The organism is Chlorobiota bacterium (genome assembly GCA_016700335.1).
Classification (GTDB): Bacteria; Bacteroidota; Ignavibacteria; order OLB7; family OLB7.
On sequence record CP065014.1, the window covers coordinates 1,583,155 to 1,604,264 of the forward strand.

Genomic DNA, 21,110 nt, shown 5'->3' on the forward strand with positions numbered 1-21,110 from the left:
ATGTTATTTTATTGAATAGGTTTTTCTCCAATAATGTTTTCTAACAATTTTCATTTTTAATCACTTTCTGAGCATGCTTCGGACATTAGAAAATCTACATATCTATTTTTACCTTCAATTAATTGTAATAACTTTGAATCCATTACAGAACGTGCAGATTTTGATCTTGGCTCAGAAACTAAATCTACTTTACTTCCAATAACAGAGATACCAGTAATTCTATTTGAAGGAACTCCATTTCTGATTAACCAATTTTTTACTGCCTCTGCTCGAGCTTTAGATAATTGAGGTTGTTTCTTTTCTTGTGAGCTGCAATGTCCTTGAATAGTTAATGTAACTTTATTACATTTAACTTTTATTGCATCTAAAAGGGTTGGCATATTAGATTCATTTAAACCAACAGTTGTATCAATTTCAGAGCTATTTGCTTTAAAAAAAATAGGTAGTAATCTAACATATGTTGAATTAATTGGCTTTGCATTAACCTTAAATATTGTTATAGAAGTTAATGTAAATAAAAAGACAATAATTGATAATTTCTCTAATAGTTTCATATTAAATGTGGATTGAATTTATTTTTAAATTGATTTTTTAAATTTTTTGATTTTTAAACTCTAATTAATTTGTTCTTTAGCTTCATTTTAGAATTCTTTCTCTTTTTCATTTCTAGGTGATCTATTAAAACATTTGTTAAAATAGATTTTTGCATCTTTTTCCATGTTTAATTCTTTATATGCTAAAACTATATTGAAATTTACTTCGACCAGATTATCTACTCCAAGTTCTAACGATTTAAATAAATTTTTAACAGCTTCTTAATAGCTTGCTGGTGGAAAACCACCATGTAATAACTTTGCTCCTTACTTTTGCAACCAAGATAAATCAGCAACATAAAAATGCCATGCTCCTAATTTCATATATGCTTGACCATTGTTAGGATCAAAAGATATAGATTTCTCAGCATTATCTTTTACTATTTTAGATAGTTAAATCTTTTCATTTGAGCCTACAATTTGCCTAATCTTTCTGCTTAATTAGCTAACCAGAACCAAGAATGAGAATCTTTTGAAGAAACTTTAACAACTGATTGAGCTAATAAGTAAGCCTTTCTGAATCCTTCTTGTTGTATTTTTTTATCTGAGATTTTATCAGTTGCTCTAACTAAATCTCTAACTTCAATCCAACATTGTGGATATAACGATATTTTATTTAGTAATAAAATAAAAGTAAAAAGTATATCTTACATTTATGAAATAAATTATAATTATGTTCAAATAAAAAATTATCTTTTAAGTTTATTTTCCAAATCTAAAAAATATTCTTGAATGGGAGTCATCAATTTTTGTGATTTATAACTATCATTCTTTAAATCATTTAAATCAATATTTATCATAAATTTTTCAAGTAGTTGTTTATATTTAGGTATTAATTCTTGCTTGTTAAAATTAGTTTCATAATTCATTCTTGCAGTAATATACCTACAATAAATTTCGTTTAATTTTAAAGTATAATAATTTTGTTTTGGTTGAAAATAAGAATCAATACCAGTAGTTTCTTTTATCATTTTCCTAAAACTATAATTAACATAATTTTGTGGAACATAATTTTCATCTTTAGTTAATAACAATGCTAAATGATATGGAACTCTATTATATCCCTTTGCAAAACCTTCATCTTTAGCACCACTAAATAAAATTGATTTCTTATCATAATTATTTTTTATAATACCATCAATCAAACCAACATAAGCACTTTGAATCTCTGTTGGATTATATGGCATATCAGATTCAAATAATTTAACTTGCTCAAGGAACTTACTTTTAATTGATTCTATACCAATCATCAAACTTGGATTATTATAATCAAGTTGATTAATGTACCAAGATCTTCTCATAAGCTCAGGATCAATTATTATTACATCTTCCCTTTTCTTATTAACAATTTGTTCATACATACTTCCAGATACAAAAAAATCCCACTGAGATGAAAATAATATTGAATTTTTTGGTAAGTTATCTAGTACATTATTAGTGTAATCTTTTACTAAGAAATTATTGCTTTCATTTACAGATGAAAAGTTACAAAATACGTTTAATAGAATTATTACTAAAGCAATTGAAGTGATAATAGCTACATTAAATTTTTCTATTAAATACTTCAATCCTCCTACAAATAAAATACTTAATGAAAAAATTGATCCAACATAATAATTCATTATATCTGGTATATCATACCCTCCTGAATAAATTAAATTTGATAGTAAAATCAATAAACAAAAAAGTAGAAAAGGTTTGTTTTTAGTGAACCAATATTTAACACCAACAATTATAACAATCATTCCAATAATACCAAATTCAGTAGGTAACAACTTAAAGAAATCAAGACTTTGACTTTTAAAAGATTCGCTATTTTGAAACATCCAAACTCTATATTGATTTGCAAAAAAATGACTAAAAAAATTTTTTAAAGAAACTACGTTTCCCCAATTAAGCCTTGGTCTTGTAAATGCAATTATAGGAAGTATTAAATATGGTAAAAGCCCGATAATAAATGAAGGTGTTAAATATATCAATCTTAAAAAACTCTTTTTATTAATTTTTAAATTAATAAAATAATAGAATATAAATGCAGGTGCAAATAGTATTGTCATCATGTGATTTGTAAATGACAAACCTAAAATCAAAACAAATATGTTACCCTGAATTGTAGTTTTTTTGATAGAAATTTGATCACTATTCAAAAGTTCTAAATCTACAAATTTTATAAATAATAATGTTATTAGTGGCATAAAAAAAAGATGTAATGGATATGCTTCAAATCCATTACTTTGACCCCACCATAATGAAGATGTTGCAACGCAAAGAGCTGAAAAAGCAGAAATTAAACTAATTGATTTACTTGTAGATTCTTGATTAGAAACATCAATTGATTTGGTATCTAAGCTTAAAGCTAAATCAATTTTATTGCGATTTGAGTTCTTATGTAAATTTTTCTTTTTTTGTAATTTAAATTTACTTGGATTAACACTTCTTTTTAAAATGTAATCAAACAAAAATGTTAAATTAAAAACACTCAAAGAACATAATAATACTGATAATAAATTGAGTGAAAAAACATTTTCAAATGGAATAATTTTAGTAAATAGAAAACCTAAAAGTATTAAAGTAGGATAGCCAGTTGGATGTGCAACTCCAAGTGTAGATGCAACAGTTGCTAATTCACCATGATCAATAAAACCATAGGTTGGATTCATTGTAATGTAATATACAACTGCCGCAATTATAGAAGAAATAATTGCGGCAGATTTTATAGTTATAAAATTATTGAATTTTATCATTGACTTTAATCATTGAATAATTTTTACAAACAAATTAATAATTAAGTATAAATTTAGAACATTGGTTGTTCTTCATAAATACCAAATACATCTTCAAGTTTTCTACACATCTCACCAACAGTAACGTATGCTCTAGAACAATCTAATACTCTTGGCATTAAGTTTGTCCCATCTTTGGCTGATTCCTCTAATGCATTAATTGTTTCTTCAACTTTATTATTATCTCGGCTTGCATGAATTTCTCTTAGTCTCCTAACTTGACTTTCTTCAACATCCTTTCCAATTGTTAAAATTGGAATATCTATTTTTTCATTTTCGTTTTTAAATTCATTCATACCAACAACTAATTTCTCTTTTTTATCTAACTCTCGTTGATAAAAATATGCAGCATCTGCAATTTCTCTTTGGAAAAATCCTACTTCAATAGCAGGAATAACACCACCAAGAGCTTCAATTTTATCGAAATATGCTTCAGCTTCTGCTTCTAATCTATCTGTTTCTGCTTCAATAAAATAACTTCCTCCTAGCGGATCAATAGTATTTATAACTCCAGTTTCATAAGCAATAATTTGTTGAGTTCTTAATGCAATTGTTACTGCTTTTTCAGAAGGAAGTGCAAGGGTCTCATCCATTGAATTTGTATGTAAGCTTTGTGTTCCACCAAGTACTGCGGCTAATGCTTCTAAAGCAGTTCTAACAATATTGTTTTCTGGTTGTTGAGCAGTTAACGAACAGCCAGCAGTTTGAGTATGGAATCTAAGAGTCCAACTTTTAGGATCTTTAGCACCATATTTTTCTCTCATTCTTCTTGCATATATTCTTCTGGCAGCTCTAAATTTGGCAATTTCTTCAAAGAAATCTATATGAGAATTAAAGAAATGTGAAATTCTTGGTGCAAAAGAATCAATATCCATTCCTCTAGCTAAACAATCTTCAACGTAAGCAAACCCATCGGCTAAAGTAAATGCTAATTCTTGAGCAGCAGTGGAACCTGCTTCACGAATGTGATATCCACTAACACTAACTGGGTTCCATTGTGGAGCTTCTTTACTACACCATTCAATCATATCTGTAATAATTCTTACAGAAGGTTTAGGTGGGAATAAATATTCTTTTTGAGCAATATATTCTTTTAATATATCATTCTGTAATGTGCCTCTAAGTTTATCAAAACCTATACCCTGCTTTTCTGCAACAGCTAAATAATAAGCAAACACCATTATTGCAGGAGAGTTAATTGTCATAGAAGTAGATACTTTACTTAAATCAATTCCATCAAACAAAATTTCCATATCAGCAAGTGACGAAACAGAAACACCACAAACTCCGACTTCCCCTTCACTCATTGGGTCATCAGAATCTCTTCCCATTAATGTGGGTAAATCAAAAGCAGTTGATAAACCAGTCTGTCCGTTAGCAAGAAGGTATTTAAACCTTTCATTCGTATCCTCAGGTGTTCCAAAGCCCGCGAATTGCCTCATTGTCCATACTTTTCCTCTATACATATTACTGTGAATACCACGTGTATATGGATAATCACCTGGGAAACCAATTTTTTCAATAAAGCTACCTTTTTTGAAATGTTCAGGAGTATATAACAACTCAGGTGAATATCCTGACAATGTAGTATGTTTCCAAGATGTTGTTTTAGATTTTTTGGAATTTTCTTGCCATTTTTCTTTTGCTTGAGCAAACTCAAAACTTAATTGATCGTTATCTATGATAATTGAATTACTGTTAGAATTTCCGATTTTACTCATTGATTTAATTTAATGTTAAAAATAATTAACAAATTTAAGTAACTAAAAAAGATTGAGAAACCAATTTTAATTATGAAATCTATTTTTGTTAAAAACTTCTTTTATACATTTGCATTAAATAATTTAAAATTAAAATTTATAAATGAGACAATTAACTCAACTACTTTTGATAATTCTTGTAATAGCAAGTTATAGTTGTAAAGAAACTACCCCAACTGGAGATAATAACAATTCTGATTCAACTAAAATAGTTGATACTCTCAAAGCTGATTCAAGTTGGAAAAAGTTACCTTTAAATATTAATTCAATTAGGGGAGTTGCAACCTCAGGAACTACAATTTATGCAGCAGGAATTGGGACTGGAGCTTGGGTTTCAACTAATAAAGGTCAGAATTGGACATCTATGGGATTAAAAGATACTGTTATTTATACAATATCTGAAGGTGGTCAGTTTTTAGGAACACAAAATTTTGGGGCTTACCTAAATGTTAGTAATACATCATGGAAAAATTCTTCCAATGGGCTTGCACCTAAGGGTACTTCACCAAGAGTGTATGCATTCTATCAGTCAGGTAATAAAATTTTTGCTTGTACTAGATCTGGATTATTTTTGTCTACCAATTCTGGTTTATTATGGTTGAAAGTTGCAGGTGGAATTCCAGATATTGAGCTAACATCTATTACCGGTATTGGTGGTGTAATTTATTTAGGAACGTATGGTGATGGTATTTATAAATCACAAGATGATGGTGTTAATTGGTCTAAATCAACTCCTAATACATTTTCTAATTTATTAGTTAGAGGTTTAAGTTCAGATGCAAATAATAATGTATATGCAGCCTGCGATTCTCAAAAAGTTTTAAAATCATCAGATCAAGGCAACTCCTGGAGTGTATTAAATTCTGGGTTTCCGTATCAAGCTGCTGCATCTTCAGTTTTATCCACAGGAGATTTATTGATAATAGGAACAGATGATCAAGGATTTTTCAGATGGAACCCATCTTCCTCATTATCACAAAATAGATGGATTGCCTATAATAAAAGTACAACTACAACTAAAATTTTTGATTTAAAAATGTTGAATACTGGTGAAATAATTGCTGGAACAGATGATGGAGTTTTTATTAATAAATTTAAGTAAACAATTTTTAAAATAATCATTGGAAAATTTAATAAATGATCAAAGTTATATTTCAAGAATAATTAATATTAAAAGAGACAAAAGCATAGTTGTTGTTATACCTGCTTATAATGAAGAAAAATCAATTTTAAAAGTAGTTAATGATATACCTAAATCATTAGTTGATGAAATTGTAGTTGTTGATAATAATTCAAATGATAACACAGTATCAATTGCAAAAGGTTTTGGAGCAACTGTTTTAAGCGAAAAAAAAAAGGGTACGGAGCTGCTTGTTTAACTGGAGTAAGGTATGCATTAGAAAAAAAATTTGATATTGTTGTATTTTTAGATGCAGATTATAGTGACTTTCCTGAAGAAATTTATAAATTAATTGAACCAATTACTAAAGACAATATTGATTTAGTTATTGGATCAAGAAATCTAGGGGGAGCACAAAGTGGTGCATTATTACCACATGCAATTTTTGGGAATATGCTAGCTACTTATTTAATAAACTTAATTTTTAAAATGAAATTTTCTGATTTAGGTCCATTTCGTGCTATTAGAAGTGAATCTTTATTTAAGTTAAATATGAAGGATTTAAATTATGGTTGGACAGTTGAAATGCAAGTTAAAGCTGCTAAACTGAAAATGAAATGTTCTGAAGTCTCTGTCAGTTATAGAAGTAGAATTGGTGATTCTAAAATATCAGGAACAATTTCAGGTTCATTAAAAGCTGGATTAAAAATATTATATATAATATTTAAATATGCATTTTAATTTATAAAATACTATAACTAATTATACTTCGTCGATTCTTTAAAATAAAATTAATTGGTATATAAAAATGATATTTGTAACTCGTAAAGCCCATTTTTCTGCTGCTCATAGGCTATTTAATGAATCCTTTTCAGATATTGAGAATGAAGTAGTTTTTGATAAATGCAATACTGTTCATGGTCATAATTATTTTATAGAAATTACTGTTAAAGGTAATCCTACTCCAGAAACTGGCTATGTAGTTGACTTGAAAAAATTAGCAAAAATAATAGATTTTGAAATATTATCTAAAGTTGATCATAAAACACTAAATGATATATCAATTTTTAAGAATATTATTCCTACAGTTGAAAATTTATGCATTGTATTTTGGAATATACTAGTTGATAAACTACCATCAGGTGAATTGCATTCAATAAAAGTGTTTGAAACTGATAATAATTTTGCAGAGTATTTTGGATAACAATTTATTTATAAGATATTTAAATTAATATGATAAAGGAAACACGTGATTTTAAAACAAAATCTTTTGAAAAAATTGTAACAAAACAATTATCAATGATTGGTGAAAACCCAGATCGGGAAGGATTGTTAAGAACTCCTCAAAGGGTTGCTAAAGCATTTGAGTTTTTGACTTCTGGGTATACAATTGATATTGAAACAACTTTAAACGGTGCTATTTTCAGTGAAACATACGATGAAATGGTGGTTGTTAAAGATATTGAATTTCAGAGTTTGTGTGAGCATCATTTGTTACCATTTATAGGGAAAGCACATGTGGCATACATACCAAATGGTAAAATTGTTGGGCTTTCTAAAATCCCAAGAATTGTTGATATTTTTTCAAGAAGGTTGCAAGTACAAGAAAGATTAACAACAGAAATTGCACAAACAATTCAGAATTTTTTAAATCCATTAGGAGTTGCGGTAGTTCTCGAAGCTTCACATATGTGTATGATTATGAGAGGTGTTAAAAAACAAAGCAGTTTTACAACAACTAGTTCAATGATAGGAGTTTTTAAAACTCAAATAGAAACTAGGGAAGAGTTTATGAATATTATTGGTAATAATTTACATTAATTACTTCAAAACTTTTTTATAGTTAATTTAGTTAAATTTAATGCCTAATAAAAACTTTGAAAATTTTTGTTTAGATAATGGATATAATAATATTGCAGGAGTTGATGAAGCTGGAAGGGGTGCCTTAGCAGGACCCATAGTTGCTGCAGCTGTTATCTTACCTGAATCATTTATTGATATTGGTATTGATGATTCAAAAAAATTATCTAAATCTAAAAGAGAAAAATATTTTCAATATATTTTATTATCAGACTGTAAAATAGGAATTGGGATAGTAGATAATTTTACTATTGATAAAATAAATATTCTTCAAGCTACTTTTAATGCAATGATTTATGCAGTAAATAACCTGAGTATAAAACCAGATTTTCTTTTGATTGATGGGAATATAAAACCTCAAATAGATATAGATAGTAAAACAATTATTAAGGGAGATGGTATTAGTTTATCAATTGCTTCAGCTAGTATAATTGCAAAAGTAACACGCGATAGGTTAATGGAAAAACTACATTTAGAATATCCTATTTATAATTTTGCTTCTAATAAAGGTTATGGAACAAAAGAACATATCAAGGCTTTGAATTTATATCGTGAATCTAAAACTCATAGACTTACATTTTTAAGAAATATTTTTCAACTGAAACTTTTCTAATAAAAACATTTCAGGATATAAAAACCTTTTCATAATTTGATCTTTAATTATTAAAAATTGTTTCATTAAAAAATTTTTTCTCTTGCAAAAGAATTTAACAATACTTGGATCTACGGGTTCGATAGGAACTCAAACATTAGAAGTTGTAAGAAACAATCCAGATTTGTATAAAGTAAAGTTTCTTACAACAAATTCAAATATTGAACTTCTCAAAGAACAGATAATTGAGTTTAAACCTTTAGCAGTAGTAGTCTCAAATGATGATTTAAAGGAAGAAGCTTTTACTCAATTTGGAGATTTGACCAATGTATTAGTAGGTTCAAATAATCTTAACTATGTTGCTGCAAATGATGAAATTGATACATTAGTTAGTTCTTTAGTTGGTTTTTCTGGTCTTGAACCTACAATTTCAGCAATCAAAAAGAGTAAAACAATTGCATTAGCTAATAAAGAAACTTTAGTTGTTGCTGGAGAACTTATAACAAAATTAGCTAAGAAATATTCTTCTGATATTTTACCAATAGATAGTGAACATAGTGCAATTTTTCAATGTCTTGTTGGCGAAAATGAAAAAGAAATTGAAAAAATTTTATTAACAGCAAGTGGAGGTCCTTTTATAAATACTCGAATTGAAGATTTTAAAAATATAACATTGGAACAAGCTTTAAAGCATCCTAATTGGAATATGGGAAATAAAATTACAATTGATTCTGCAACTATGATGAATAAAGGTTTAGAAGTTATTGAAGCTAAGTGGTTGTTTAATTTAGATGTAAGTCAAATAGAAGTTTTAATTCATCCTCAATCTATAATTCATTCAATGGTTCAGTTCCTAGATGGCTCTGTTAAAGCACAGTTAGGTTTACCAGATATGAAATTACCTATACAATATGCTTTAACTTATCCAAAAAGAATTTCAAATAATTATCAGAGATTAGATTTAACAATGACAAATGAATTGACATTTTCGAAACCTGATTTAGAAAAGTATCCTTGTTTGGAATTATCATATAAAGCTCTTGAAATGGGAGGCTTAGCTTCTGTAGTGTTAAATGCACTTAATGAAGTTGCAGTTGCCTCTTATTTGCGTCGTGAAATACATTTTACTACAATTCCAAAAATAATTACTAATGGTTTAAGAGAGTTAGATTCAAATGTTCAAGAAATAACAATAGAAAAAATTAATAAAATAGATACTGAGGCTCGTAATTTTGCAAAAGAAATAATAATAGAATTCAAACGATTTTAATAATAAATAAATGGCTATAATACAATATATCTTTCCATTTGTAGTTTTAATAATTATACTTGTTTTTGTTCATGAACTTGGGCACTTCTTAGCTGCTAAATTATGCGGAGTTAGAGCTTCTGTTTTTGCTGTTGGTATGGGACCAAGAGTGTTTGGTTGGAATAAAATAACTGGTTTTACTTTTGGTAAAATAGCAGAAGACCTAGATTTAGGTAACCATACTGATTACCGATTGTCAGCATTACCATTTGGTGGATACGTCAAAATAGAAGGTATGATAGATGAAAGTATGGATGAAGATTTTACTAATAAACCACCACAGCAATGGGAATTTAGAACTAAGAACTATTTTCAAAAAATATTCATAATGAGTGCTGGTGTTATTATGAATTTGATATTAGCAATTTCCATTTATACTGTTTTAAATATGTATAATGGTAGAATTTTATCAAATACAAACCAAGTTGGTTTTCTGCCAGAATCAGGCTCAGCATATGTTCATGGTTTAAGATCAAATGATAAAATTATATCTATAAATGGAAATCCAATTAAATATTTTGAAGAGATAAATGAAGAAATTTATTTAAAAAATAATGATAAAGACATCTCTATTAAAGTTGATAGAAATGGAACAATATCAGATATAATAATTCCAAAATCTGAAGTAATTTTATCAACAAAAAATTCTAATATTTTAATACCTTACTCTAGTAATACTTTTTTAACAATTGAAAGCCCTGTTGATGGCTCCCCAGCTGAAAAAGCAGGTATCAAACCTGGTGATATAATTAATAAAATTGATGCAATTGATATATATAATTCTCAACAGTTTAGAGACTATTTAGATAAAACAAATGGAAAAGATGTAAATATTACTTTAACTAGAGATAGTAAATTAATTAATCTGAAAGTTACACCAAATTTAGATAATAAAATAGGTGTTTCAATTTCAGATAAATATCATGGTGAAACTACAACTTTAAATTATAAATTTACTGAAGCTTTTGGTGCTGGTATTCATCAAATAGGTATTATCATTGAACAGTTATATTTAATGATCAAAAGGTTGTTTAGTGGAGAAGCTAAACTAAAAGATTCAGTTGGAGGACCAATTGCAATTGCAAAGGCAGCTAAGCAATGGTTCGTTCTTGGACTGATTCCATTTCTTACTGGAATGGCTTATTTATCGGTTACATTAGCCATTATGAATATATTACCTTTCCCTGTTTTAGATGGAGGTCATATTGTGATTTTAACAATTGAATCGGTGATTAGAAAAGAAATTCCTATAAAAGCTAAAATTTGGATTCAACAAGCTGGAATGATCCTCTTTTTGTTGTTGACAGTTTTTGTTTTCTATAATGATTTGATGAAAAAGTAATTTGGCATTTAGTTTCAATTGATTTGAAATAGATTATGCTTTTAATTTTAATATTATAAGTGATATAAAAATGAATAATTGTAAATATATTTTAACCTATTAATTGAAAAATAATAATTCAATATTTATAGATAAAAAATTTCAATTAATTGTTAATTTAATTGTTAAATCTCTAGAAGATTATTGGTTTAAAGAAGATAATTATATTCCAAGTCAATCAATATTAGATTGTTTAGTTGCCACAATATTATCTCAAAATACTTCTGATGTTAATAGTTCCAAAGCATTTATTCAATTAAAATTGAATTACCCCAATTGGATTGAATTTTTGAATGTAAAGGAAGAGGAACTTGCAGCAATAATTAAAATTGCTGGGTTAGCAAATCAAAAAGCAAAAGCAATTCTTAATGCAATTTCGGTTCTATATAAAAAATACAATAATTTTGATCTCTTAGAATTAAATTCAAAGAGTAATGAAGATTTAATAATTGAGTTTTGTAATCTAAAAGGAATTGGTGTGAAAACTGCTAGTTGTGTTTTAATGTTTTCCCTATATAGAGATGTTTGCCCAATAGATACACATGTTTTTAGAATTACAAATCGATTAGGAATTATAAGCGAAAAAAATCCTGATAAAGCATTTTATATATTGGATAAAATTTTACCCAAAAATTCTAAAACAAGATTTCATTTAAATTTAATAATGCATGGAAGAAATATTTGCAAACCTCAAAAGCCTTTTTGTGGTTCATGTCCTGTATTTATATATTGCAAATGGGATCATAAAAGTAATTTTGAAGATTTCAAATTTGATGTTTTAAATGTCAAAAACAATTTTTTTTTAATGGATAATTTAATTTAAATAATATTTATCATGATTGAGGTTAAACTTTCAAATACAAATTATCCTAGCTTTTTAAGTGATGTATCAGATGAAAATGGAATATTATTTAATAATCAATTTGATGAAATTTCAGAACTTAGATCTATAGAAAATTTCAATAAATCTCATCGTGAAATTTTAGTAAATAGTATAAAAGAAGATCTAATTAAGTGGAACGCCCCTCAAAATGCCTTTGAGGCAAATACTAAAATATTAAATGAAAATTGCTATACTATAATGTCCGGTCAACAACCCGGCTTGTGTTGTAGTCCACTTTACATTATATATAAGGCAATTGGTACAATTAAATTAGCTGAAAAATTAAGCTTGAAATTTCCTGATAAACAATTTGTACCAGTTTTTTGGTTAGAAGGTGATGATCATGATTTTGATGAAATAAGAAATTTAGGAATTATAAATAATGGTAATGAATATCAAAAATTATGGCTAGAAAATGATGATAACAGAAGGCTGCATGTTGGAGAGAGATTTGTTAATGTTAACAATTTTCAAAAACTAATAAGTTGTTTAAAAGATTCATTAATTGAAACAGAGTTCACAAATGATCTGCTTGATAAAATAAAATCATTTTATATTGATTCTAATTTTAGTGATGGGTTTTCAAAATTGTTATATTATATTTTGGGGAATACAAACTTAATAATTGCATCATCTCGGAATCCTAGTTTAAAGAGATTAGCAAAAAATATTTTAAAAAAAGAAATTTTAAATCCAGAAATACTATTTAATTCAATAAATTTAAATACCCTAGAATTACAATCCAATAATATACAAACTCCAATAAAGTTAACTTCACCGCAAACTTTTATAACACACGAAAATGAAAGGCTAAGTTTAGAAATTGAAAACGGTAGTTATCATACAAAAAATAAAGAGATTGTTTTTACTAAAAATGAATTATCTGAGTTAACAGATTTATCACCTGAGATTTTTTCACCAAAGGTTACTTTACGCCCTATTATGCAGGACGCTATTTTCCCAACGGCGGTTTTTCTTGGTGGTCCAACTGAATTAGCATACTTACGTCAAATAAGACCAGGATACAGTGTTATGGGGATAATTGCTCCAATAATTGCTCCAAGACCATTTGTATTTATTTTAGAATCAAGAGTAAAAAGAAATATTGAAAATGTTAAAATTGACTTTGATAAATTTTTCAATATTAATTTTGATCTATTGAAAGATTTAGTTGATGAAAATGTGTTAAATGAGATAATTACAATAAAAGAAAATTTAAAAAATGAACTAAATGATTCCTTAAAGGCGTTTTCAACTTTAATAGATAAATATGATTCAACATTAAATAGTTCTCTTTTAGCATTAATTTCTAAGACAGAGAAAGAGATTGAAATTTTAACACAGAAAATTATTTCTTCCATTAAAAAGAGGCATAAAATTTCTTTAGATAGATATAATAATATTATTCAATCTATTATGCCAAATAAAATTCATCAAGAACGGGCTTTATCTCCATTGTATTTTATAAACAAATATGGATTAGATAAGTTTCAAAACACTTTTGATAAAATTGATTGCAAAAATGGAATTTTACAAATCATTGAAATCAATTAAATTCCAATTATATTTTATATAATTTTATGAATAAGTTTTCAGGTAAAACTGTATTTGTGACTGGTGGGTCATCAGGAATCGGTTATGCAACAGTAAAAGCTTTTGCAAATGAAGGTGCAAATTTATTGATTTGTGCTAGACGTAGTGAAAAATTAGAGTTTTTAAAAGATGAATTATCAAATTCAAATATTAAAGTAATTTCTTTGGATGTTAGAAATCAAAATGAAGTAAAAAATACATTAGAAAATTTGCCGAATCAATGGAAATCTATAGATATACTTGTTAATAATGCTGGGCTTAGCAGAGGATTAGACTATTTTCAGAATGGAGATATAAATGATTGGGATGAAATGATTGATACAAATGTAAAGGGATTATTATATATCAGTCGTGTTGTAATTCCAAGGATGATAGATCGTAAAACTGGGCATATAATTAATATAGGTTCAATTGCTGGTCATGAAGTATATCCAAAGGGAAATGTGTATTGTGCAAGTAAATTTGCGGTAGATGGAATAACTCAAGGAATGAGAATCGATTTAAATGGAACTGGAATAAAAGTTACCTCAATTGATCCAGGTTTAGTTGAAACAGAATTTTCTTTAGTAAGATTTCATGGTGATGAAGTTAAAGCTAAACTACCTTATCAAGGAATGACTCCACTAACTCCTGAAGATGTAGCAGATGCAATAATTTATGCTGCTTCTAGGCCAGCTAATGTAGTTATTAATGAGATAGTAATTATGCCTATCGCACAATCATCAGCAACAATTGTAAAAAGAGACTTAATTTAATAAATATTCTATGTCAATCATAAGAGCACAGCAATTAGATAAAGAAGATATTTTATCATCATTTAGAGAAAAATTTTTATTTCCAATTCAACCAAATGGTGAACCATATTTGTATTTCTGTGGGAATTCATTAGGATTACAACCTAAAGAAGTAAGTAATGCAATTAATATAGAATTAAATGATTGGGGTAAACTTGGAGTTGAAGGACACTTTGAAGCAGCAAACCCTTGGTATAATTATCATGAATTTTTCAAACCATACTCTAATTTATTTGGTGCATTGCCAGAAGAGTATTGTGTTATGGGGTCATTAACTAATAATTTACATTTATTGATGGTCTCGTTTTATAATCCAACTCCTTTAAGACATAAAATATTAATAGAGAAGAACCCATTCCCATCTGATAATTATGCAGTACAAACTCAAGTTTTATTTCATGGTTATGATGTTGAATCATCAATAATTTATATAAATCCAAGAGAAGGAGAAGATATATTGCGAAAAGAAGATATTATTGATATTATAAATAAACATGGTAATGAAATAGCTTTAGTAATGTTAAGTGGAGTCAATTTTTTTACAGGTCAATTTTTTGACATTCAAGAAATTACTCATGAAGCTCACAAATATGGATGTATTGTAGGTTGGGATTTAGCACATGCTGCTGGAAATGTAGAATTAAAATTACATGATTGGAATGTTGATTTTGCTGCATGGTGTGGATATAAATATTTAAATTCTGGTCCTGGCAGTGTTGGTTCAATTTTTGTCCACCTCAAATATGCACATAATTTAGACTTAAAAAGATTTGCTGGTTGGTGGAGCAATGATCCAAAAACAAGATTTAATATGCCTGAAAAATTTGTACCTCAATATGGTGCATCAGCGTGGCAAACTAGCAATGCACCAGTGATTCCAATGGCAATACATAAAGTTGCATTAGAAATTTTTAAAGATGCTGGAATGATTAATATTTATAATAAATCTAAACTTTTAACAGGATTTTTAGAAGAATTACTTTTGGAATTAGACATTGATAAATTAAAAATAATTACTCCATCAAATAAAGCTGATAGAGGTAGCCAATTATCTATTAGGTTAAATCTTCCAGTAAAAACTGTTCAAGATAAATTAAGATTAGCAGGTATAATTGTTGATATCAGAACTCCTGATGTAATAAGAATTGCTCCAGTCCCACTTTATAATTCTTACATGGATGTTTACAAATTTGTTCAAGTATTAAAGGAAATTATTTAATCATTAATAACAAATAAGTGGTTATACAGAAACTAGTTTCCTTTTTAAAAATTGTTATTTGGATATATTATACAAAGAAAAATAAATCAAATGACTAACTTTAAAATTCATTTTACAAGATTTATATAACTAAATTCTTTTGTCTATTAATTTCGAAAATTACTACTGCTGCAGCCACTGAAGCATTCAATGAGTTTATTTTACCAAGCATATTTATTCTTACTAAAGATGTACATTCTCTTTTTACTTGTTGAGTAAATCCATCTCCTTCATTACCAATAACAATACAAATTGGTTTTAAGAAACTCTCTTTTGTGTAATCATTTTTGCAATGTTCAGATAAACCAACTATTTCTAAGCCAGCAACTTTAAGGCTTCTAAGGCTATCAACTAAATTATCTTCCCTACATACTGGTATATGTTTTGCAGCACCAGCACTTGTCCTCATTACTGTTTCATTAACGCTAACAGAATCCTTTTTTGAAATTATTACTGCATCACAACCAGCACATTCAGCACTTCTGATAATTGCCCCTAAATTGTGAGGATCTGTAATTCCATCTAAAGCAACAACGAAAGGAATTTTCCCTTCTTTAAAAACATTTTCAATAATGGTTTCTAAATTTTCATATTCAATTTCATTCATCAATGCAAGAACTCCTTGAGATCTACCACTTAAAACTTCTCTTTTTTCAAGATCAGCAAATTTCCTTCTATCCATAATAGAAACAGCTACTCCAATTTTTTTAGCTTCTCCTTTTATAACTGAAATAATATCGTCACTTGTACCATAAGCAATATAAATTTTTTCAATTCCTTTACCACCTGATTTTAGTGATTCAAGAACTGAATTCTTTCCTGAAATTATCATAATTTTTAAGCTGTAGAATTAGAGTTATTATTTTTTGTCACAAAAATCATTATACATCCACAAGTAATCATCCCAACTGAAATCCATTGAGCCTGAGAAAGACCTTTATATAATTCATTAAGTCTTATAAACTCTATACAAAGTCTTTCAATTCCTGCAAAAATTAAATAAATTGCAAAAAGCTTTCCAGTAACCCAAGGTTTTAACCTTAATTTCCATAATATGTAAAATATAATTAAAGCCATTAATGTTTCATATATAGGTGCTGGATGAACAAGTATATCAGTTGGAATTTCTTTACCTGGATACAATAATTTAAATTTTTCAACTAATCCAGAATTTTGAGCAGCTAATGTTGGAACTGTACCTTTTGCATAACTCATTGCCCATGGTAAAGTTGTGGGTATGCCATAATCGCCATCTCCTGCTAACTGGCATCCAATTCTACCTATTCCATAACCAATTATTAAGGAAGGGGCTGCAGAATCGGCAATCTTTAAAAATGAAACCTTTTTAATTTTTAGATAAATTAAAATTGATAATGATGCTACAATTAATCCACCATAAAATGTTAAACCTGCTGGAGAGAAAATTTCACCAATTGGATCCTCTATAAATGAATGCCAATTTTCTAATAAGCTAAATAATTTGGATCCAGCAATACCACCAATTAGTGAAATCATAACAACACCACTTGCAACTGTTTCATTAATGGTTTTACGCTTTATCTCTTTAGTAAAAAAATAATTAGCTGTAAGAAACGCTATCCCCATCATAAGTCCGAAACTGTAGATTTTAATGGGACCAAATTCGAATAAAATTGGAATCAAATTATTATAGATATTTTATTAGATAAAAATAAGTGAATAAAAACACTTATCAGGTTAAATTACAATACAAATTTAAAAATGATTGAACTATCAAACAAAATTAATAATAGTTTATGTACTAAATCGTATTATTGTTTTATGAAAAATATATTTTTATTAGTTTTAATAATTCAAGTATTGTTAGTTTCTTGTAGTAATAATGTAAAAAAAATTACTTCACTAGAAACAAAAAAAATAATTAATAGTACATTAGAACAAGCTTTGATAGATAGTATAAAAATTTCAAATACACCAATTAAAGCTGATTGTAAATTGTCATTTGTTATTAATCAAGATGATAAAAAAGTAAATTTGGAAGACCACTTTATTCTTCATAAATTGAGTGGGAAAAGTTATATTTCTACTCCTTTAGAACAATCTGTAATTGGTGATTCAATTTTACTTAAAGATATGTATACTTTTAAAGATTCAAAGGACAGACCACGTGAAAAACAAAATTCAGAATTATCTGGAATGAGTTTCGGTGCCGAAGTAACTAAGATTTTAAGGATGTTATTGTCTAAAGATGAATCAACCTATTGTGAAATAATTCAACAAAAACCAGCATTTTTTGATACAAACATTATAGTTTTAAACTATACGATTGATGATGGATCAGGGGAAATTTATTTATCCAAAGTAGATAAGAGAATTGTTAAGTTAATTCAAAATCTAAATAAAAGTTATTTTTTTGGAAGTTACAATTCTCAAATGATTATAGATTATACTTTATTAGATAGTAATCTTTTAGTTCCAACAACTACAATTAATAATTTTACTTATAAAAGAATGACATCAAATGGAACTGGGAAAATAAATGCCAAACTTAATATTCTAAAGTAATTTTATCAAACCCAATTTGATTTATTTGTATGGATTACATTAATATTTAATTTCTTTAAATATTTTTCTGATAACTTTTTGCTTAATAACTCAGCAAAATAAACTGAACGATGTTGACCTCCAGTACAACCAAAATTAATGCTTAAATTATTAAACTTCCTAATTAAATAATTATCTACACTTCCACTAACTATAGCTTCAATCTGTGTAATGAAGTTGGAACATTCTTTTAAATTACCTAAAAAAGTAATCACAGCTTCATCCAAACCAGAAAGTTTTTTGTATTGATTATACCTACCAGGATTTTCTATTGCTCTACAATCAAATACAAATCCACCTCCATTTTCAGAATACTCAGTTGGATACCCTTTTTTATAACTAAAACTTTGAATTAATATATTAAGTTTATCTGGAATTATGTTAGCTTTAATAGCCCATTCCCCTTTAAAATTTAAATCTATTAACTGATAGAAAACATTGTTAAGTTCTTTACATTGTGAATCTAGTAATGAATTAGTGAATATTGATTGCAAATTATTGATTGCAAATTGAATACTTGAAACAAAATGGAATTTCTTTTCAAATAAACCACGATACCCATATGTTCCCATAGCTTGAAGGATTCTTATTAATGCGAATTTTGGCAATCTTTTTCTGAACTTATCTTCATCAATTTTAATTCTAGTTTGAATATTTTTGATGTAAAAATCAATTAGATTTTCTCTTATTTCCATACTCAAATTTGCTTTTGCATCATATAAAAGTGAAGTTAAATCATATTCAAGTGGACCTTTTCTACCACCTTGATAATCGATGAAGAAAGGTTCATTATCCTTTATCATAATATTTCTCGATTGAAAATCACGATACATAAAGTACTCACAACTTCCTGAAATCAACTCCTTTGTAAAACTTTCGAAATCACTTTCTAATTTATCTTCATGAAATTCAACATTAATAAACTTCAAAAAATTATACTTAAAATAATTTAGATCCCACAAAATAGATCTTTTATCAAATGAATGATAAGGATATGAAAAACCTAAATCAATTTCAGATAGAGATTCAGTTTGAAATTTTATTAGATTTAAAATTACTTTTTGATATAACTCTAACAACTCAGAATTAAAAGTATTATTTAGCATTTTTACTTTTAATAATCTATCATATAAAGTTTCGTTTCCTAAATCAGTTTGCAAATAAATGTTATTATCTTCACTAACAATAATAATTTCAGGTACATTAAAATTCAACTTATTAAAGGAATTAGTAAAAGAAATAAATGCCACATTCTCATCTGATGTTTCCCCAATTACGGCTATACAAGTTTGTTTTCTATCTCCAAATACTCTAAAAATTTTTCTATTTGATCCATCAGCTTTTAAAAGTAAAATTTCAGAAGGATCTTCTTTAAATTTTGAGCAATACAAATCGGATATTTTAGATAACTCAGTTTTCATATTTTTTGCGAATATAAAGATATTAAATATTGTATTTAACTTAAAAGTTAATTAGAATTAATTTAAACTAAATGGATAAATTTAATTTAAATAATTCACAAAAATATAAGAGATATTTGTCAAAATGATTACAATTATTTTCTCAAATTATTTTTCTTAATGATATTATTGCACTAAATTCGCATTTTAAATTTATAAATTTTAACAATGAATATTATTTTATTTGGTGCACCTGGAGTAGGAAAAGGTACACAAGCTGAATTACTTGCATCGAAATTAAATCTACCTCATGTTTCAACTGGAGCAATTTTTAGATCTGCTATTTCAGAAGGCACAGATTTAGGTTTAAAAGCAAAAGCTTTTAGTGATAGTGGTACTTTAGTACCTGATGAATTAACAACTTCACTTGCAATAGAAGCAATTTCAACTGATAAGTGCCCAAATGGTTTTATATTAGATGGTTTTCCACGAAATATAAATCAAGCTCAAGCTTTACAAGAATCTTTAAATATACAAAATCGAAATATAGATTTTGTGGTATGTTTAACAGTACCAGAAAATGAATTAGTTAGTAGAATGTTAAACCGTGGAAGAGTTGATGATACTGAAGAAGTTATTCGTACTAGATTTAAAGTTTACGAAGAACTTACTTCACCTGTTCTAGGTTTTTACAAAAATATTATGGAAATTATACAGATAAATGGCGTTGGTGAACTTAACGAAATAAGTGAAAGGATTTTAAATTCTTTAGTAAAATAAAAAAGTAAATATCATTTTTTGTTTAATTTAAAACTAATATTAAAATTAATAAAATACTAAGTTAGATTTGCTAATAATTGAAGATATTCGTAAGTATATATACCAGTGTTATGATTGTCTTTCCAAAACAATTGAATTGCATATACACCAACAGTTTCTATATTTTTAATTTCATACATTCCAGGTTTGTAAGTAGGAAGAGATATTGGTAAATGTACTTTTCCAAGAATTGTTTCTCCTTTACATCCAGCACAAGGGCATTCATCTCTAAGCAATTTTAATTTTATTTCATTAACAGAATCATCGTTCCAAACAATTAATAACTCAGAATTTTTATTTAAAGAAATCTTTAATGGAATTTTAGTTTTATTCATAGTTCAAAATTAATTTAATTCATTTGAACCGTAATAAAGAAAAGTAA

General features: G+C 27.3%; 19 protein-coding genes and 1 pseudogene. 13 read left to right on the top strand and 7 right to left on the bottom strand.

What is annotated here, in order from left to right; genetic code table 11:
* Positions 1-56: 56 nt before the first annotated feature.
* The 3 genes from IPP08_06480 to IPP08_06490 all read right to left on the bottom strand — a co-directional run bounded on the left by IPP08_06480 (position 57) and on the right by IPP08_06490 (position 5,097).
* Entirely contained in the window at positions 57-554 is a 498-nt protein-coding gene (locus IPP08_06480; GenBank protein QQS65436.1) for an OmpA family protein, read from the bottom strand.
* 728 nt (positions 555-1,282) lie between these two features.
* The gene (locus IPP08_06485; GenBank protein QQS65437.1) at positions 1,283-3,337 is read right to left on the bottom strand and encodes a DUF2723 domain-containing protein; all 2,055 of its coding nucleotides are present in this window, start codon (positions 3,335-3,337) and stop codon (positions 1,283-1,285) included.
* A gap of 53 nt (positions 3,338-3,390) precedes the next feature.
* The gene (locus tag IPP08_06490; protein ID QQS65438.1) at positions 3,391-5,097 is read right to left on the bottom strand and encodes a methylmalonyl-CoA mutase family protein; all 1,707 of its coding nucleotides are present in this window, start codon (positions 5,095-5,097) and stop codon (positions 3,391-3,393) included.
* Positions 5,098-5,239: 142 nt separating this feature from the next.
* Here IPP08_06490 and IPP08_06495 point away from each other — a divergent pair, with 142 nt between their 5' ends.
* From IPP08_06495 to kynU, 11 genes and pseudogenes are all read left to right on the top strand, one after another.
* Positions 5,240-6,238 (top strand): hypothetical protein, encoded by a 999-nt coding sequence (locus IPP08_06495; GenBank protein QQS65439.1) that lies wholly within the window; start codon positions 5,240-5,242, stop codon positions 6,236-6,238.
* Between the two features lie 67 nt (positions 6,239-6,305).
* A pseudogene (locus IPP08_06500) lies at positions 6,306-6,997 on the top strand (glycosyltransferase family 2 protein).
* Positions 6,998-7,064: 67 nt separating this feature from the next.
* Entirely contained in the window at positions 7,065-7,460 is a 396-nt protein-coding gene (locus IPP08_06505; protein QQS65440.1) for a 6-carboxytetrahydropterin synthase, read from the top strand.
* A 29-nt stretch (positions 7,461-7,489) separates the two neighbouring features.
* The gene (gene folE / locus IPP08_06510) at positions 7,490-8,077 is read left to right on the top strand and encodes a GTP cyclohydrolase I FolE (protein ID QQS65441.1); all 588 of its coding nucleotides are present in this window, start codon (positions 7,490-7,492) and stop codon (positions 8,075-8,077) included.
* A gap of 40 nt (positions 8,078-8,117) precedes the next feature.
* Complete coding sequence (locus tag IPP08_06515; GenBank protein ID QQS65442.1) at positions 8,118-8,729, top strand: ribonuclease HII; 612 nt, start codon at positions 8,118-8,120, stop codon at positions 8,727-8,729.
* An 82-nt stretch (positions 8,730-8,811) separates the two neighbouring features.
* On the top strand, positions 8,812-9,978 hold the full coding sequence (locus tag IPP08_06520; protein QQS65443.1) for a 1-deoxy-D-xylulose-5-phosphate reductoisomerase: 1,167 nt from the start codon (positions 8,812-8,814) through the stop codon (positions 9,976-9,978).
* A 10-nt stretch (positions 9,979-9,988) separates the two neighbouring features.
* Entirely contained in the window at positions 9,989-11,359 is a 1,371-nt protein-coding gene (gene rseP, locus IPP08_06525; protein ID QQS65444.1) for an RIP metalloprotease RseP, read from the top strand.
* 103 nt (positions 11,360-11,462) lie between these two features.
* Positions 11,463-12,221, top strand: coding sequence for an endonuclease III (locus IPP08_06530; protein QQS65445.1), 759 nt, complete (start codon positions 11,463-11,465; stop codon positions 12,219-12,221).
* A gap of 12 nt (positions 12,222-12,233) precedes the next feature.
* Positions 12,234-13,835: a bacillithiol biosynthesis cysteine-adding enzyme BshC gene (bshC, locus tag IPP08_06535; protein ID QQS65446.1), complete on the top strand. Its 1,602-nt coding sequence runs from the start codon at positions 12,234-12,236 to the stop codon at positions 13,833-13,835.
* A 26-nt stretch (positions 13,836-13,861) separates the two neighbouring features.
* Positions 13,862-14,629 carry an SDR family NAD(P)-dependent oxidoreductase gene (locus tag IPP08_06540; GenBank protein ID QQS65447.1) on the top strand — a complete coding sequence of 256 codons (768 nt, stop codon included), beginning with the start codon at positions 13,862-13,864 and terminating at the stop codon, positions 14,627-14,629.
* A 10-nt stretch (positions 14,630-14,639) separates the two neighbouring features.
* Entirely contained in the window at positions 14,640-15,887 is a 1,248-nt protein-coding gene (gene kynU / locus IPP08_06545) for a kynureninase (protein QQS65448.1), read from the top strand.
* A 121-nt stretch (positions 15,888-16,008) separates the two neighbouring features.
* Here the strand turns inward: kynU and rlmB are convergent, their stop codons facing one another.
* Positions 16,009-16,758: a 23S rRNA (guanosine(2251)-2'-O)-methyltransferase RlmB gene (gene rlmB, locus IPP08_06550; GenBank protein ID QQS65449.1), complete on the bottom strand. Its 750-nt coding sequence runs from the start codon at positions 16,756-16,758 to the stop codon at positions 16,009-16,011.
* A gap of 5 nt (positions 16,759-16,763) precedes the next feature.
* Positions 16,764-17,588, bottom strand: a complete 825-nt coding sequence (locus IPP08_06555; protein ID QQS65450.1) for a prolipoprotein diacylglyceryl transferase — start codon at positions 17,586-17,588, stop codon at positions 16,764-16,766.
* 138 nt (positions 17,589-17,726) lie between these two features.
* On the opposite strand from IPP08_06555, the gene IPP08_06560 reads away from it, so the two are divergent.
* On the top strand, positions 17,727-18,470 hold the full coding sequence (locus tag IPP08_06560) for a hypothetical protein (protein ID QQS65451.1): 744 nt from the start codon (positions 17,727-17,729) through the stop codon (positions 18,468-18,470).
* A 5-nt stretch (positions 18,471-18,475) separates the two neighbouring features.
* Here IPP08_06560 and IPP08_06565 read toward each other — a convergent pair whose 3' ends face one another.
* Positions 18,476-19,930 (bottom strand): phosphotransferase, encoded by a 1,455-nt coding sequence (locus IPP08_06565; GenBank protein ID QQS65452.1) that lies wholly within the window; start codon positions 19,928-19,930, stop codon positions 18,476-18,478.
* 207 nt (positions 19,931-20,137) lie between these two features.
* On the opposite strand from IPP08_06565, the gene IPP08_06570 reads away from it, so the two are divergent.
* Positions 20,138-20,689, top strand: a complete 552-nt coding sequence (locus tag IPP08_06570) for an adenylate kinase (GenBank protein QQS65453.1) — start codon at positions 20,138-20,140, stop codon at positions 20,687-20,689.
* Between the two features lie 56 nt (positions 20,690-20,745).
* Here the strand turns inward: IPP08_06570 and IPP08_06575 are convergent, their stop codons facing one another.
* Positions 20,746-21,063, bottom strand: a complete 318-nt coding sequence (locus IPP08_06575; GenBank protein QQS65454.1) for a DUF971 domain-containing protein — start codon at positions 21,061-21,063, stop codon at positions 20,746-20,748.
* Positions 21,064-21,110 lie beyond the last annotated feature (47 nt).

What these genes read in the sequence shown, in the direction of transcription:
- IPP08_06490 (QQS65438.1), bottom strand. Translation starts at nt 5,097, where the DNA reads ATGAGTAAAATCGGAAATTCTAACAGTAATTCAATTATCATAGATAAC.
- IPP08_06485 (QQS65437.1), bottom strand. Translation starts at nt 3,337, where the DNA reads ATGATAAAATTCAATAATTTTATAACTATAAAATCTGCCGCAATTATT.
- IPP08_06480 (QQS65436.1), bottom strand. Translation starts at nt 554, where the DNA reads ATGAAACTATTAGAGAAATTATCAATTATTGTCTTTTTATTTACATTA.
- kynU (QQS65448.1), top strand. Translation starts at nt 14,640, where the DNA reads ATGTCAATCATAAGAGCACAGCAATTAGATAAAGAAGATATTTTATCA.
- IPP08_06495 (QQS65439.1), top strand. Translation starts at nt 5,240, where the DNA reads ATGAGACAATTAACTCAACTACTTTTGATAATTCTTGTAATAGCAAGT.
- IPP08_06505 (QQS65440.1), top strand. Translation starts at nt 7,065, where the DNA reads ATGATATTTGTAACTCGTAAAGCCCATTTTTCTGCTGCTCATAGGCTA.
- IPP08_06565 (QQS65452.1), bottom strand. Translation starts at nt 19,930, where the DNA reads ATGAAAACTGAGTTATCTAAAATATCCGATTTGTATTGCTCAAAATTT.
- rseP (QQS65444.1), top strand. Translation starts at nt 9,989, where the DNA reads ATGGCTATAATACAATATATCTTTCCATTTGTAGTTTTAATAATTATA.
- IPP08_06560 (QQS65451.1), top strand. Translation starts at nt 17,727, where the DNA reads ATGAAAAATATATTTTTATTAGTTTTAATAATTCAAGTATTGTTAGTT.
- bshC (QQS65446.1), top strand. Translation starts at nt 12,234, where the DNA reads ATGATTGAGGTTAAACTTTCAAATACAAATTATCCTAGCTTTTTAAGT.
- IPP08_06575 (QQS65454.1), bottom strand. Translation starts at nt 21,063, where the DNA reads ATGAATAAAACTAAAATTCCATTAAAGATTTCTTTAAATAAAAATTCT.
- rlmB (QQS65449.1), bottom strand. Translation starts at nt 16,758, where the DNA reads ATGATAATTTCAGGAAAGAATTCAGTTCTTGAATCACTAAAATCAGGT.
- folE (QQS65441.1), top strand. Translation starts at nt 7,490, where the DNA reads ATGATAAAGGAAACACGTGATTTTAAAACAAAATCTTTTGAAAAAATT.
- IPP08_06570 (QQS65453.1), top strand. Translation starts at nt 20,138, where the DNA reads ATGAATATTATTTTATTTGGTGCACCTGGAGTAGGAAAAGGTACACAA.
- IPP08_06540 (QQS65447.1), top strand. Translation starts at nt 13,862, where the DNA reads ATGAATAAGTTTTCAGGTAAAACTGTATTTGTGACTGGTGGGTCATCA.
- IPP08_06515 (QQS65442.1), top strand. Translation starts at nt 8,118, where the DNA reads ATGCCTAATAAAAACTTTGAAAATTTTTGTTTAGATAATGGATATAAT.